The following is a 14713-nucleotide window of genomic DNA, read 5'->3' as shown; positions in this document are numbered from 1 at the left end:
TGCTCCCTCATGCCTGTCAGAACTGCGCAATCAACAATTGCGCAGTTCTGAAAAAATGTTCCTACTTCGCATCGTCTTTGACACATTTGAAAGTCAGAAAGTCCTCATCATCACTGTAATCGACATTTAGAGAACCATCTTCATTCGTCGCTACATAAACACTTGGATTTTCAGATTCAACATTACAAAGGCCATAAACAAGAGACCATTTGAATGTGCCCATTTCCTGGCCTTTATAAACCACCTTTACCGTATAATCTTTTGCAAAGGTCAGACGCAGTGCATCGTTGATATTGTCGACGCCATCCATTGTTGTCTGCGGACCATCTCCCAGCAGTTCTTCCACTGTCTCAGAATGCCAGTCGCCAATAAGTGCCAGTTCATCCTCTGTCAGGTAATTCTCCGGATTTGTTGCATCTGTCCCTTCTTTACCGAAGATGACTTTCAGGCCCATGTCCATCAGGTCATCAAAAGTAAATGTGTTCTCACCGACATCCGCAACCATCTCTTCACCCTGGATGGTGATGGTCAGCTTGTTATCCGCCACGGCCCACTTGCCATTTCCTGTTTCCTCGTCAGCATGAAAGACAACTTTGCCACCGCTGTTCAATTCGAAAGATAAATCTCCTTCAAAACATTCTTCGATGGGCAGCTGAACCCCCATCGCTTCTGCCACGACTGCAACCCATTTGCCTTCATACGGATTTGCTTCAGACTTTGTTGTGCCGCCTCCGCCGCCGCATCCGCTTAAAGATAGCATGCTCACAAAAACTGCCACCACTAACAAATAACTCAGACGTTTTCTCATATCCCCTTCCTCCTCTGTGTATAATATTTTTATATTCACATTATACAAAGGAAAATAGGCTTATTCACTATCACTTCTGATAGTAACAGTAAAATTGTCTGATTTTGTTCCACAGCAGGTCATTTCAGGGTTGTCACAATCAGTTTGCTTTCCAGAGCAGCCGCAATCAGATCCTCCTTACAACTATAACCCGCTTTCATTATCATTTCCTGAAAATTCCATCTGACGCCTGCAGTTGAACAGTTCATTTCCCTTGCAATCTCCGAATAGGAAAAACCACAGATATAGAGTCTCAGCATTTCCAATTGTCTCGGGCTGATCTCACCGCTTGTGATCCAGTTCAGCTCTACCCCAGGCGATACATCCGGAAAAACATGCTCCCCATTTACTGTCCGTCGAATCACATCTTTGATTTCTTCCTCGCCATGATCTTTGTACCAGAGACTGTCTGCACATCCGCTTTTGGCTCTTTCAAGCACCTTCGGATCAATCAGTGATGTCACGATCAGAATCTTCGTATGCGGGCAGGCTTCTCTGATAGCCTTGCCTGCTTTTAAGCCATCATGATTATGAAAAGTCTGAACGTCCATTAAAACAATATCGATGGCAGAATAACTGCAGATTCCGACCGCCTCCTCCGCATCGGCAACTGTCTGAACATGCTTAAATTCCGATTCCTGCGAAAGCATATATTCAAAATACTTCTGCATGATTTTCTGATCCTCCACAACAAGAACACGAATCATACAACTTCCTCCTTTCTGAAAGGTTTCTCTTCTGTTTTTCGCCTGATGATACCACTCATTTGCCTGAATATCACTCCGATTGCCGCTTAGGCATACGCATCATCAGACAAAAGGCCGGTTCAAACACCGTCACCATCGTACATCCTTCTGCCTCTAACGCCCTCCGAAGGGAGGACAGCCCTCCGCCCTCTCTGGCCTTTGGCTTCGGAAGCTCCCCATTATTTGTTATCCGGATGTTATATGCTTCCGGGTCCTCCTCTATCGACACATTCACTTCACTTCCATGGGCATGTCTGGCACAATTTGTCACACATTCACGGATAACACGATCTAATAACAGTCTATAAGTCGAATTCTTCGGGCCTTCTCCTTCCAGATGAATCTCTATGCCGAGTTTCCTTGCATGCTTGCCTGTATTCTGATACAGATCTTCCAGATTTTCAACTGTCATATTGGTGAGAATATACACCTGCTCCTTTAATACATCCAGCTGTTTATTCATATGACTCATATTTTCTTTGTTCTCCAGTATTCTCCGGATTGTCAGAAGACTTCGCCCCAAATTATCATGCACCTGCAGTTTCATCGCCAATATTTCCTGCTCCCGTATCCTCTCACCGATTTTCTCATACATCTCTTCCAGTTTTCTGTTGAGGCTCTGCAGTCTTTCATTATTGGCTTTGATTTTTTCATTATTGTAATAAAACTCTGAAACATCAATGGCAATCGCCTGTTTGTAGCCCTCCAATGCCGGATCCTTTAGCAGATATTCCTGAAACATCCAGATTTTCCCATTCGGAAAACAAAATACACTGTCCTCACTACTCATGGATACAACACCTTCTGCGATGCGTCCCGTATGCTGTAACGCCTGATGCAGGACATCATAATCCTGCAGTTTCTCCCCCATCAGCATCCGGCTCACTTCCCACATCATTGAATTGCAGAGCACAATCCGGCCGAATGTATCTGCAAAACATACACCGCATGGTGCATTATCAACCGCATCATTCACAGCCCATTGGGAAAACAGTGTTTTCTCCCGTCTTCTTTCTCCAAAAAGATTCCAGATCAGATACAGCATCAGTCCCGTGACCGCACACACAATCAGTACCATCGGTATATCCGGCAGCATGACGTGTTGATTCATCCGCTTTCCTACACTGTAGCTATGGTCATTCTGAAAGGCAGCCATAATAAAAAATGAACCGGCAAAAAGCGTCACGGTTAATGTAATTCTTTTCAGCCCCTCAAAACGCGTCACACTCAAAAGAATGAGCATCATTTCAAATGCCAGGCAGATTTCCATCATGATCATCACAAAATTCTGTATTCCCACACTGCTCTCTACGAAATTCGACATCTAACCAGCCACTCTTTCTCATCTTCCTTCTGCACTTTTGTCCCTGATCGTCCTGACAATAACGTCTGGAGATCATACTCGGAATCAATATGTACAGATAACATCAAATGTCCTTCCATCACAACAACACGGAAAAACAACGTCTGCATCTTCCCAAACAATTGCTCCGTCAGCCACTCGAAATAATCATAGCATTGCAGAATCTCTGCGTCATGCAAAATAAGCGGACGGACATTGACATAGTACAACGCCCGAATCTGACAAAGTTTTAAAGCCGAACAGGATTCTGCCAGACTCTGTCTCAGATCTTCTTCTGTCAAGCCCTCCTGACTGTCATTGTTCATCGTCAGAAGCAGGTTCTTGCGCCGCTTCAGATACGTTCCGATCACAATCATCTGGGCAAGCAGACGTTCGTAGACTGCTTTGGATTCGGTGACTTCCAGCTCTTCCATAAAATGCGTCATCAATTCCAGCTGTCCGGTCGTCTGACTCTGGATCAGATTCAGAAGTCTGTTCTGTTCCTCCGCTTTTCGCCTTTTGGCTTCCTGCTGATACGTCTTTTGTAAAAGCCGGTTTCTCGCCTTTAATTCTTCCTGCTGATCCTTAATATCCTCATACTGATCGGTCAGCAATGAAAGATCCTCTGTCCAGAACAAATGTCCCCCCTGCACTAAAAGATGATTGATGCGAATGCCATCCCGCATCACGAGCGGTGCCGTCAAAAGGCCCTGCCGTACTTCCTGTGTCAGATTCGGAAAAGTTCCGGACTGATAGTGGCGTTCAAAATTCGCATCCGTTATTTCTGCATTGAGACCACCCGCCGCCTGAAACAGTTCAATATATCTGTTGTTCGTCTGAATGAGTCCGCATGCAATACAGCCCTGATAAATCGCCGCCATCAGCAGACAGCAGGCCGCCGTCATATCTCCCGCAATCACTTTGATCATCGGCAAACGGAGCATCGTGCAGACATTCCATACAAGCAGCAGAAATCCCGGAACAAGCGGAAACCAAAACCATGTCTTACCCGGAATCCGGCTCTTCCAGACCAACACAACCTCCATCATGATCATGCAGAACAGCATCCATCCCTGAATGATGAAAAACACAATCCTATAATGATAAATCTCATTTGACACCTCAAAGCCTTCCGGAAAATAAAAAACTCTTTGGTGAAAATCATTCGTCAGCACTGCCAGAATCATGATAATCGCAGGAATCAGCAGGCAGGTCGTCTGTTTCTCCGTTTTCACTTCATCCCCCTTATCCATCAATAAGGCCGCAATCAACCCCAGCGTCGGAATCAGCACCATCGGGATATAATATAGATACCAGCAGACACGGCTTCCAAACGGATCGACGATAATAAGATATTTAATCGTTCGTACCAGAAACCAGAAAACCATCAGACAACCGATCCGGGTCAGGCACTTGCGCATTTTCGTTTCCACGACATGTTTATTCAGATAAACGACCCATGCACAGTACAAGCCAATATAAATACTGCTTCGACATTGTTCAAACAGGTGACTCACGTACATATTCTCTGACTGCTCATGCCGGCATAAGCTCGCAATCAGGACAAGACATGCAACCGCCACATAGGACAGCGCTCTTTTCTTCTTGTAGGACATCGCTTATTCCTTTCTTGATCCGGCAGCAATGTGCATACCCATGATATGTTTCATTATACTATAGTAACTGTTCAGAGCCAACCTCCAAAATGCTACGCATTTTATACCTGTTTTTGAAATTTTACTTGGCTTTGAACAGTTACATACTATAAACTCTGTGCAAATCCTATAGACAAAAAAGAATGTGCCGCAGCACATTCTTTTTTGTCCATCGACGCTCTGTTTATTCAAGAGATTGTGATGACCAGTAAGCTTTTTGGCCATTCGGATACCAGCAGCAATCTTTTGCATTCGTATTCATAAAATACGCATCCAGTTCATCACCGTACGCATCGATTGTTTCCTTTGTAAAATAAATCTGATGAATGCCCGCAAGCTTATCCTCCACAAAGGTCGGATCAAAAGACGGGAGTGCATCCGGACTTGTACACCACTCCATGTAAATGCCATCCACGTACGCACCATAGAAAACATTCGCACCCACTCGCTTTAATGTCGACGGCAAATATACATTCACAAAGCCGGCCTTCTCATCTTCCTGATAGACATAAGCTTTGTTTTTTTCATACTCTTCATCTGTCAGATACGTCACGTATTCCCCTTCAGAGCCATTGCCGTTACCTGCAAAGCTAAATGCTTCATCTCCGATTGCTTCCACGCCTTCTGATACCCGGATGGTCTTCAGCTGTATGCAGCTATCAAAAGCTGCACCGACCTCTTTGACTGTGCCCGGAATCAGAAGCTCCCTCAATCCGGTGTAGGAAAAAGCGTCTTCTCCAATGACTTCAACATTTTTCAGATCAATTTCTGTCAAACCTTCCCGCTGTGAAAAAGCGCCGTCACCAATCTCTTTTAAGCTCTCCGGCAATGATACCGTCAATGGTGTTGTCTCTCCAAAATCTGTTGAGGCAAAGTTGGAACCGAGCACTTCTGTTCCTTCACCGATTGTCAGATTTTCAACCTTAGCATAAGCTAAAACAGCATCAATCGACAGATCACAGTTGCCAAGGAACTGAACCGTCTTAAAACCGGATTCCGCAAGCGCCCATGTATCAAACACAGCATTGCCTTTACAGATAAATGTAGCGCCGTCCATAGATGTATTCCTGAATGCATAAGCGCCTACAGCCACCGTACTGGATGGCAGCGTGATGTCGCCAAGTGCCGTACACCCATCAAATGCATAGGCAGCAATTCCTGTCAGACCTTCGTTGAAAACAACTTCTTTCAGTGCCGTACAGCCCTCAAACGCATACGTGCTGATATACGTCACAGACGATGCGATCTCAACACGTTCAAGTGAAGTACAATCTTTAAACGCTTCTCTGCTGATGACTTCATAGCCTTCCGGGATAATGACAGATTTAATTTCTGTATGACCTTTAAACAGCGCATTCTCCATATCACTGATCGTCACATCACTGATCGTCACATCACCGATCGTCTGCGGAAGTATCACTTCTTCTGCTGTTCCTGTATACTCCGTAATGTAGCCAATTTCATTACATTTAAACCCGTCGGCATTCGTATATTTTAATTCCGGATCCTTAAAACCGGATGGATCAAGTTTGATACTGTTTAAGATATTGCTGATATTCTCATCATCCAATAATTCCCACAGTTCATCTCCCACCAGTCCTCTGGAAGCCATTTCAACACATACAGCGTAGTCATCGGTAAACTTTGTATACAGGCGCAGATGTTCACTGGCATCCTCACCGTCCCCAAATGTTTTCACCGTCACATAATAATGCAGTCCGCCAAAATCCATTTCCTCTATATCATCCTGGCATAACGCTGCCGCTTCCTCTGGATCTGCCGGTTTCACGGCTGTGACAGACAGATAACCAAGTCTGTCTCCCTGGAAATTGGTACAAATACCGGTCTCTTTTATTGTATTGTTCCATCGTGCCGGGAATTCTGCACTGATTCCCACATTCTCTGTCAGACCGCCGCCTTCTGTCACCTGAAAGCTCAGATGATCCCAGATACAGCGCACAAGTGAATCTGCAAGTATGTCCTGAATCTGTGTTTCTTTGTTAAGCCCCGTCAGTTCCAGCTTCAGACCGCCCCACTGACCGACCAGCGTATCACCATAATCGATCACCTGAAACGCCTTCGGTTCATTGTAGTACATACTCATCCCGCCCGGGTTGTCCATATTGAAATTCAGACTCCAGAAATGTGCCGCAAAATCCTGATACGGATCTTCATTTTCCTGAACATCTTTAAAATAAGCATGCTCCGGTGTGATCTGACTATCTAAATTACTGATTTCCATCTTTGTATTCTGCACATCCAGTGGCTTCAGTTCCAGTGTCCAGAGATTCTCCGGATCCGTAAAAAGTAAAGAAGTCCCTTTGTCTTCCGGATCATCTGCATCCTCCGGCAGCTGGATATTCAGATTACCGTATGCATACTCGTATGTACGGTACATAGCTTCTGTCTGTCTTGGCACATCCGGTCCTGTTTTACCACAGGCTGCCGATGAAAGTGCCAATATCGCGCATAAAAGAACAACTGCTGACCTTTTCATTTGATTTCCCCCTTTGAACATCAGAATTTGAAGCCGCCACCTCCATGAGTACTGCCGGAGGACGAAGTATGTGTACTGCTTCCGCCTGACGACTTATCGTTATCTTTCGGTTTCTCTGTTTTGACAATGTTCTGGTAAAGGAACCATTCCTGATTATCCACAATATTCATGCTGCCGGCTTTGACATAATCATCCGCTTTGGCCTGGAAACGCACCGTTTTGAGCTGTTTCTTCATGCCACCGACAATCACAAAAGCAATGATAAAACCAATGACAATGGCGATAGGAATCCAGATCAGGGACAACGGTTCCTTAGGAAGCGTGTCCACATCATACGGCTGACCGTTTCGTGCCTGGGTGATAAAATCATCACACAGTGTGGCAAATGTGCGAAAGGCACCCGCAAAATCACCGTCCGCCAGCTCCGGCCGCATCTGCTGACCGACATATTGAATACCGGCATCCGTGAAAACTGTAATACCATATCCTTTTGTGGACATATAACACTCGCTGGACTTTAAATCGACAACAAGGAGCACACCGTCTCTTGTCTCTCCATACCCCATATCCGCTCCGTCATAAATATCATCTGCATATTCTTGCACTGACGGAATATCTTCCTCTGAAACAGTCAAAATGGCAATATCAAACTTCTGCCTCGTCCGGATCTCATCAATCATCGTTTCCAGTTCTGTGACTTCCCGCTCATTCAGCACACCGGCCATATCTGCCATGCAGATATGATCACTGGCAAAACCATCTGTTGTTTCGGCTGCTGCCGGCATGACAAGACCGAGGCACAACACAAGGACGAGTAAAAGCATGCGTAATGTTTTCTTCATTCTGTTACCCTCCTCTTATAATACTCCAAATAGATGCAACAGCCAGATGACGCCGTAGGACACAGCACTCATCAGCATCGTCAGGCCAATCAGCCATTTTGTTGCCGCAGACTGATCTATCGGAAGATCACCGACAAAACGTCCGGTCTGACCATTCATCGCAAACAGATACTGATTGCCGTTCCAGGTCGTATTCAGCAGCCAGACAGGGTAAAGCGCATACTGGGCTTTGCCGCCCCTGAACTGAATACTGCTGTTTTCCACATTCACCGAATCATAGCCTTTGACCGTCTCCGCAAATGCTTCCTCCGTTGAACGTTTGACACGGGCATTGACTCTGTCTATACTCTCCTCAGCCGTGACATCATATTTGTTGGCCAGATAACCGGCAAGATACGCCGTCTGAAAATCCACCGCTTCTGAAATGTCAAACGGCTCAATGGATTCCATCAGATCATCCGGCATCTTAGATGATCCGTCAACCGGAATATATTCAAATCCAATGCTGCCGCCACGGTTGACAAGGAAATATCTGGTCTCTGTATAAATGTAACGACTGTCACTCCATGTCCGGATATTCGCCGCCTTGTAACTCACCTGTGCATCTGCATCGGTATCAAAAAGCCAGAATGGCACATAGACACCTTTAATCTCATCAATATGATTCTGATCTTTGAAAACCTTCGGTAAAAGACGTTTTCCGGAAATATGTTTCATCAGTCCTTCTTTGGCGGCTTTCTTGTCCAGCTTGAATGGGATAACCAGATCCGGTCTGAGCACACCCGCAAATTTTCCCGTGAAAACAACCGGATTGTCACAAAACGGACACTTAGTTGCCGCCATCGTTGCATCTCCGACGATTTCTCCACCGCAGGACTGGCAGACATAGGTACTTAGTCCATCTGTCTCGCCTTCCTGCCATTCTCCGCCAGCTTTGGTTTCCCACTCCATGCTGTCGCTTTTGCCTTCCTTCAGTTGTTCATCCATCGCCTTCAATGTTTCCATCTCAAATTCTGAATCACAATACGGGCACTTCATCTTCTGAATCGTACTGTCAAAAGCGATTGCGCCGCCGCAGCATGGGCATTTATATTCCTGCATATTCTGCATACAATCACTCCTATCTATTATGACTGAATATCTGCATCATTGAACGGATCACCGCATTCCGGACAGAATTTCGGCGGATGTTTCGGATCTTCCGGCTCCCAGCCACATTTATCACAGCGGTACAATGGTTCTTCTGTCGGCTTCTTTGCACCGCATTCAGAACAGAACTTGCCTTTATTGAGTGCACCACAGCTGCAAATCCAGCCTGTCGGCTTCTCCGGTCTCTTCGCACCACATTCCGGACAGAACTTGCCTGTTGCGACATAACCACAACTGCATGTCCAGCTAGCACCTTCCGGCCCAAGCTTTGGTTCCGGTTTCTTTGCACCGCATTCCGGACAGAATTTGCCTGTCACAATCTGCCCACAGCTGCATGTCCAACTGTCTGCACCCTGCTGCTGAACCGGCGCTGCTGCCATCTGTTGCTGCTGCATAGCCTCCTGACGTCTCATTTCTTCCTGCTGTCTTGCATCTTCCTGGCGTTTCATTTCCTCCTGGCGTCTTGCTTCCTCCTGCTGGGCACCCATTGCAAACAGATTCTGCGCATTCATGCCACCGCCTGCATTCATGGCCATACCCATACCGATAAAACCATTCATGGCACCACTCTCATTGGCTGCCGCCGCTTTCATTGCATCAGCCTGTGCGCCAACCATCGTTGCTGCCGCCATCGTCGGATTCTGCAGCATCGCTGTACGCTGAGCCTGCTTGATCATCTCTGCATCTTCATCCGGAAGTGTCACCGAACCGAGCGCAATGCTGACGACCTTCAGTCCACGCAGTTCACCCCATTTGGCAGACAGCGTTTCATTCATCGCATTCTCCAAGTCTGTATTGTGTGTCACAATCTGGTTCGGACGCAGTTCCAGTTCAGAAAGCCTGCCAAAAGCCGGTTGAAGTGCACTGATAAATTCTGTCTTCAGCTGTCTGTCCAGCTCGTCTCTCGTGTATTCGTTCTCCACATTTCCACACACATTCGTATAGAACAGCAGCGGATTGCTGATCCGATAAGAATAAACACCCGAGCAGCGGACAGACACATCAATATCCAGGCCGATCTTGGAATCCACAACGCGGAAAGGAATCGGATTCGGTGTGCCAAACTTGTTGTCAATCAGCTCCTTTGTATTGAAATAGTAGATTCGCTGATCCTTACCTGTATCGCCGCCAAATGTAAAACGCTTACCGACTGTCGCAAATGTCGCCTTGATGCTGTCTCCAAGACTTCCTGAAAAAATACTCGGCTCTGTCGATGTATCATAGGTAAATTGTCCAGGCTCTGCACATACCTCGACCACCTTTCCCTGTTCCACGATCATCATACACTGACCATCCGCAACAGCAATGCCGCTTCCGTTAGAGATAATATTGTCATTGCCATGGACATTCGATGATCGGGCGCCGGTTCTCTTCTGACCTTTCTTCATCATCACACTCTTATCCATTGCGTCACAATAGAAAAACTCCTTCCACTGATCCGCCAATGTCCCTTCTGCTGCTCCCACAAATGCTTTAATTAATCCCATATGCTTTATCCCCTTTCATCATTCCCGGTTTTTCATGCCGTTGGTTCAATTTCATTTCTTTCTACTTTCAGTATAAGAAAATATCGCTGTTTTTTCACTAACACTTTTGATAGTAATCACGTCTGCTCACAATCTGATGCTCCTTTCAGACAGCCGGACATCAAATGCTTAAAACGATATACTAGTTCCTATCTGGAATCAGCCAGCAATCATCGATGACATCATACACATACACAAGGTTATCTGACACGGCATAGTACTGCTCCCGGACAAACTGACCGTCATGATTCGTCCCCAATACAAATACGCGACACGGACGACCATCTATTTCTTCCATTTCACATGTGTCCATGATCTGCATGCCATTCGCGATGGCTTCTCGTACTCCCGGCACTTCGTTCAGTATTTCATAGGCGATATCCCCGTTTTGTCCGTCAAACGGTCCTATCTCACCCCCGGCATCCGGGAGTGGTTCATACACTGAAAAATCATAACAGCCTTCTTCTGCTGCCAGATGACCGTCCCTCAGGGAAATCATCGGACGGAACAGATGCATCGTTCTGCCATCAGAGACAATCAGCAGCACATCTGGAAAAATCTCACTGACATTGCATCGAAGAAGAATCGGTTCCCCTTTTTTTCCTTCATAAAGCGATGTCTCCAACTTGTCATCGTACTCTCCCATCTCTGACATTTCCACGCGATAGACAGAAACTGACATCCCCTCGCGCGGCACGATGGCATAAACTTCTTCGCCCCCGCAGTCCACCAGATCTGCCTTCTCAGGAAAATCATACTGTACACATGCTTCCTGGCTGGCATATTGACGAATCTTCACCTCATCCGCCTCATAACTGATATACCCAAGGAAAGCCATCGCAATATTGCAATCATTCTCATGCATCTTGCCCTGAAGCTCATCCCATGCGGTCACTTCTGTCTCTGTCATCGATTCCGTTGACTGCATGTCCGCCGTTTCCGACGCATCCGTCTCTGTCAAAAGCTGTGTTGTCTCACTGCTCTGATTCGTCTCTTTTTTCAAAAATGCCTCCACTTTTGATGATACATCTTCCGACTCCCCATTTTTTTTCTGCATTTCCTGCTCACTGCCTTTACATCCGGTCAGCAACAAGAGTGCGAAAACAAAAATAACGAGACATTGCACATTTTTCTTCATACAAATCCCCCTATCTTACTACCAGAATATAAAAGAAGGAAGCCAATGTCACTATCTTAAGTGCTAGTGACCAAAAAAATGAACCATGTCATAATACAATCGGAATCATTGCGCCAACCGGCGCTGATCAAGCTGTCAAAGGAAAGGAAGGTTGATAAAATGTTAAAAAAAATAGCAGGTGTTCTTCTTCTTGTCATCGGATTGTTTTTTGCCGTCTCCTCATTAAAGATGATCTTTGTGGATACACCGAAAATGAAAAGTGCACTGAAAGATGCCGTTTATGTTGGCCAGGGCGCGATCAATGATGCCAATGACGGCAAAATCGTCATCGTATGTGGGCCGTTTGAGCTGACAACCCCATCCTATGATGATGAACTTGGATTAACCATCGACAGCATCCGCACTTCACGTTCCAAACAGACAATGAAGCTGAACAAAACAGCGAAAGCGACAAAAGCGAATGCAGAAACGCTGACTGAGGAAGAAAAACGTAACGGTGTTCTTGAATGGAGTACGGCCTATCGCGACAAGACATTGACCGGAGAGGGCAAAATCGGCAATTATACGCTTTCACAGGATTTTATCGATGCTATCGTACTCAATGGCACATGGCATGATTATGACCGTTCTGAATTAGAAGCCAGCGGTTATGTCTGGGTCACTGATGCCAATTATTCACAAAAGGATTTCATAGAACCGCTGAGTCAGACACAGAGAAACTATAAAGAAAATGATTATCGCTATTTTTATGATGGTGCGAATTTTAAAACAGGTCAGACCGTGACTGCCATCGGTATTCAGAATGGCGATACGCTCAATGCAGTCGCCGGCATCACAAATAATCTGATGGAAAACGAACTTGACCGTGAAACTGCCATTGCACAAGGTGGGGTGCCAGGTTTTGGAACATCTGTTTTTTCCATTATTTTTTCACTCATCCCGCTGTTGGCCGGTGTTGTTTTACTATTCACTTCAGGCACACGTAAACCTTGATGGACCAGTCTTATCAGTATTAACTGGCATAGACATCTGACTTGTCCATCTATCCAAAAGAAAACAGAGGTGAACCAATGACTGTTACATGGACAGACGCAATTGTCTTTGCATTCGCATGGTCATGCATATGGGGCTCGTTGCTGGTCTCCCACGTCCTGGATTGGAAATTCGAATGGATGCAGCCAAAACTATGGTTTCTTTACGTTAAAAGGAAACTTGCTCATTCAAAGGAAATCTTCTTTAAGAATTCAGAGCTTCCAAATAAAATTTGCAAACCATTAGAAGAATTGATGAACGTATTTGAGACCGGGAATCTTCAGTCACCGGATTTGCGAATGGATCAGTCCTTTCGCCGGAAATTTGAGCATGAACTTCATCTGCTGAAAAAGAATAACATTCGCCGTGAGATGCGTATGGCCTATCTCAAACTCCCGGAAGAGTATACCAAAAAGAACGATTACAAGCACTGGAGCGATGCCGGCCGGGAATGGCGGGAAGTCGTCCTGCAAGGCTCTATCCTGAACAGATATCTGGACAGAAAAAACAATCGAATCCTTTACGAAGATTTTTTTGCTCATGGTGCGGTCTTGCTCCGACAATCCCGGCATATCCGCCACAATGAGGTCGGCAGCAAAAACAGAAATGATGAGCAGATTTTTTATTCACAGTATACGAACGTCATCTGTCCAAGCTGTGGGGCCACTGTCACACTGACAAGCGACGAAGATCACTGTCCTTATTGCGGCGGCTATATTAAGAGTGATTTCTTTGACTGGCAGACGGAAGAATTTTTGATCTACCGGGATTATAACCCGAATACGAGAAATTTTAAATTAACCGCAGCAACCATGATTGCTTTCTTCATTCCTGCGATCCCGTGTTTTCGGTTTATTCTGCCTCACAGCTACTTTCTGGCCCTCGGCAGCGCATTTGTTATCACTGCCCTGCTTGCTTTTTTACTCTAGCTGCGGATTCTCCGGAAAACGGATAATATCGAAGATTTAAAGAAACAAATTGTTCGTTATGATGAGAAAGTACTGCATTCCGATCTAAATGAAGCCCTCTATGAAAAAACCGTTTCATCGGAGCTTTTGTATTACAGTGTCGACCAGCTGCAACTGCAGGCTGTAGAAAATACAGATACGCGCACACAGATCACGCTGCATGCCATTTTACACCAGCTGATACTGAGCCCGAATCATCAGATATCCGCCAGCAATCAGCCCGTTGATCTGAAATTATACAGAGCCCGCTATCCGCAGCGCATGAAGTCCAAAGGCCAGGCTGTTTATGCTGAAAAAGAATGTCCGCGCTGTGGGGCCAATTTTGTCCCTGACCAAGACGGGTGCTGCTCCTATTGCGGCTATCGTCTCCCTATTGACAACTCAAAATGGCGGATTCTCGAACAATAGCACAAAGTGTGCGTCAATCGCACAAAAAATATGCCGACAGCACTGTTTTGACACAGACTGTCGGCATCATCATTTCCGATCGTTTCTTAAGAAACAAAAAAACCTGAAAAGTTCTTCTTCAGGTTTGTAAAAGAGGCGCAGACCGGATTTGAACCGGTGGATACTGGTGTTGCAGACCATTGCCTTACCACTTGGCTACTGCGCCATAAATATTAAATTCACATGACTCAATTAGTATATCATGCTGCAAACTATTCGTCAAGAATAATTCAAATGACCTCGACGGGATTCGAACCCGTGTTACCGCCGTGAAAGGGCGGTGTCTTAACCGCTTGACCACGAGGCCATCAACTCCCCGAGCGGGGCTCGAACCTGCAACAACTCGGTTAACAGCCGAGTGCTCTACCATTGAGCTATCGAGGAAAGTTGAAAGGTTTGCACCTTCAAAACTGCATATCAACTAAACACATTCTTTAGAACCATTTTGGTCAAGCCCTCGACCGATTAGTAACAGTCAGCTCCGGACATTACTGCCCTTCCACCCCTGCCCTATCTACCTCGTC

Annotated in this window: 12 protein-coding genes and 3 tRNA genes; 3 read left to right on the top strand and 12 right to left on the bottom strand. The window is 45.8% G+C overall.

Annotation, left to right across the window (positions count from 1 at the left end; translation table 11 throughout):
- Positions 1–61: 61 nt before the first annotated feature.
- The 9 genes from HED67_RS15405 to HED67_RS15365 all read right to left on the bottom strand — a co-directional run bounded on the left by HED67_RS15405 (position 62) and on the right by HED67_RS15365 (position 11742).
- On the bottom strand, positions 62–808 hold the full coding sequence (locus tag HED67_RS15405; protein WP_178438063.1) for a hypothetical protein: 747 nt from the start codon (positions 806–808) through the stop codon (positions 62–64).
- Between the two features lie 119 nt (positions 809–927).
- Complete coding sequence (locus HED67_RS15400) at positions 928–1554, bottom strand: response regulator transcription factor (RefSeq protein WP_221718833.1); 627 nt, start codon at positions 1552–1554, stop codon at positions 928–930.
- Positions 1555–1624: 70 nt separating this feature from the next.
- Positions 1625–2917, bottom strand: coding sequence for a sensor histidine kinase (locus HED67_RS15395; protein WP_221718832.1), 1293 nt, complete (start codon positions 2915–2917; stop codon positions 1625–1627).
- On the bottom strand, positions 2902–4551 hold the full coding sequence (locus tag HED67_RS15390; RefSeq protein WP_221718831.1) for a hypothetical protein: 1650 nt from the start codon (positions 4549–4551) through the stop codon (positions 2902–2904). The genes HED67_RS15395 and HED67_RS15390 overlap by 16 nt, the downstream gene beginning before the upstream one ends.
- 223 nt (positions 4552–4774) lie before the next feature.
- The gene (locus HED67_RS15385) at positions 4775–7087 is read right to left on the bottom strand and encodes a leucine-rich repeat domain-containing protein (protein ID WP_221718830.1); all 2313 of its coding nucleotides are present in this window, start codon (positions 7085–7087) and stop codon (positions 4775–4777) included.
- Between the two features lie 20 nt (positions 7088–7107).
- On the bottom strand, positions 7108–7929 hold the full coding sequence (locus tag HED67_RS15380) for a TPM domain-containing protein (RefSeq protein WP_221718829.1): 822 nt from the start codon (positions 7927–7929) through the stop codon (positions 7108–7110).
- 15 nt (positions 7930–7944) lie between these two features.
- Complete coding sequence (locus tag HED67_RS15375; protein ID WP_178438054.1) at positions 7945–9039, bottom strand: TFIIB-type zinc ribbon-containing protein; 1095 nt, start codon at positions 9037–9039, stop codon at positions 7945–7947.
- Between the two features lie 17 nt (positions 9040–9056).
- A complete protein-coding gene (locus tag HED67_RS15370) occupies positions 9057–10565 on the bottom strand; it encodes an SPFH domain-containing protein (protein ID WP_221718828.1) in 1509 nt (502 codons plus the stop codon).
- Between the two features lie 181 nt (positions 10566–10746).
- On the bottom strand, positions 10747–11742 hold the full coding sequence (locus HED67_RS15365; protein ID WP_221718827.1) for a hypothetical protein: 996 nt from the start codon (positions 11740–11742) through the stop codon (positions 10747–10749).
- 159 nt (positions 11743–11901) lie between these two features.
- Between HED67_RS15365 and HED67_RS15360 the strand changes: the two genes are divergently transcribed.
- The 3 genes from HED67_RS15360 (at position 11902) to HED67_RS17695 (ending at position 14150) form a co-directional block, all read left to right on the top strand.
- Complete coding sequence (locus tag HED67_RS15360; protein ID WP_246612271.1) at positions 11902–12735, top strand: hypothetical protein; 834 nt, start codon at positions 11902–11904, stop codon at positions 12733–12735.
- Positions 12736–13028: 293 nt separating this feature from the next.
- Positions 13029–13703: a hydrogenase maturation nickel metallochaperone HypA gene (locus tag HED67_RS15355; RefSeq protein ID WP_221718826.1), complete on the top strand. Its 675-nt coding sequence runs from the start codon at positions 13029–13031 to the stop codon at positions 13701–13703.
- Positions 13704–14003: 300 nt separating this feature from the next.
- Positions 14004–14150, top strand: coding sequence for a zinc ribbon domain-containing protein (locus HED67_RS17695; protein ID WP_408639824.1), 147 nt, complete (start codon positions 14004–14006; stop codon positions 14148–14150).
- A 133-nt stretch (positions 14151–14283) separates the two neighbouring features.
- On the opposite strand, the gene HED67_RS15345 is transcribed toward HED67_RS17695, so the two are convergent.
- The 3 genes from HED67_RS15345 to HED67_RS15335 all read right to left on the bottom strand — a co-directional run bounded on the left by HED67_RS15345 (position 14284) and on the right by HED67_RS15335 (position 14573).
- Positions 14284–14355 (bottom strand) — tRNA-Cys (locus HED67_RS15345).
- Positions 14356–14424: 69 nt separating this feature from the next.
- Positions 14425–14496: transfer RNA gene (locus HED67_RS15340), tRNA-Glu, on the bottom strand.
- A gap of 5 nt (positions 14497–14501) precedes the next feature.
- Positions 14502–14573: transfer RNA gene (locus HED67_RS15335), tRNA-Asn, on the bottom strand.
- Positions 14574–14713 lie beyond the last annotated feature (140 nt).

This window comes from Pseudocoprococcus catus (assembly GCF_019734885.1).
Taxonomy (GTDB): Bacteria; Bacillota; Clostridia; order Lachnospirales; family Lachnospiraceae; genus Coprococcus_A; species Coprococcus_A catus.
This window is presented reverse-complemented; position numbering and strand designations above follow the sequence as displayed.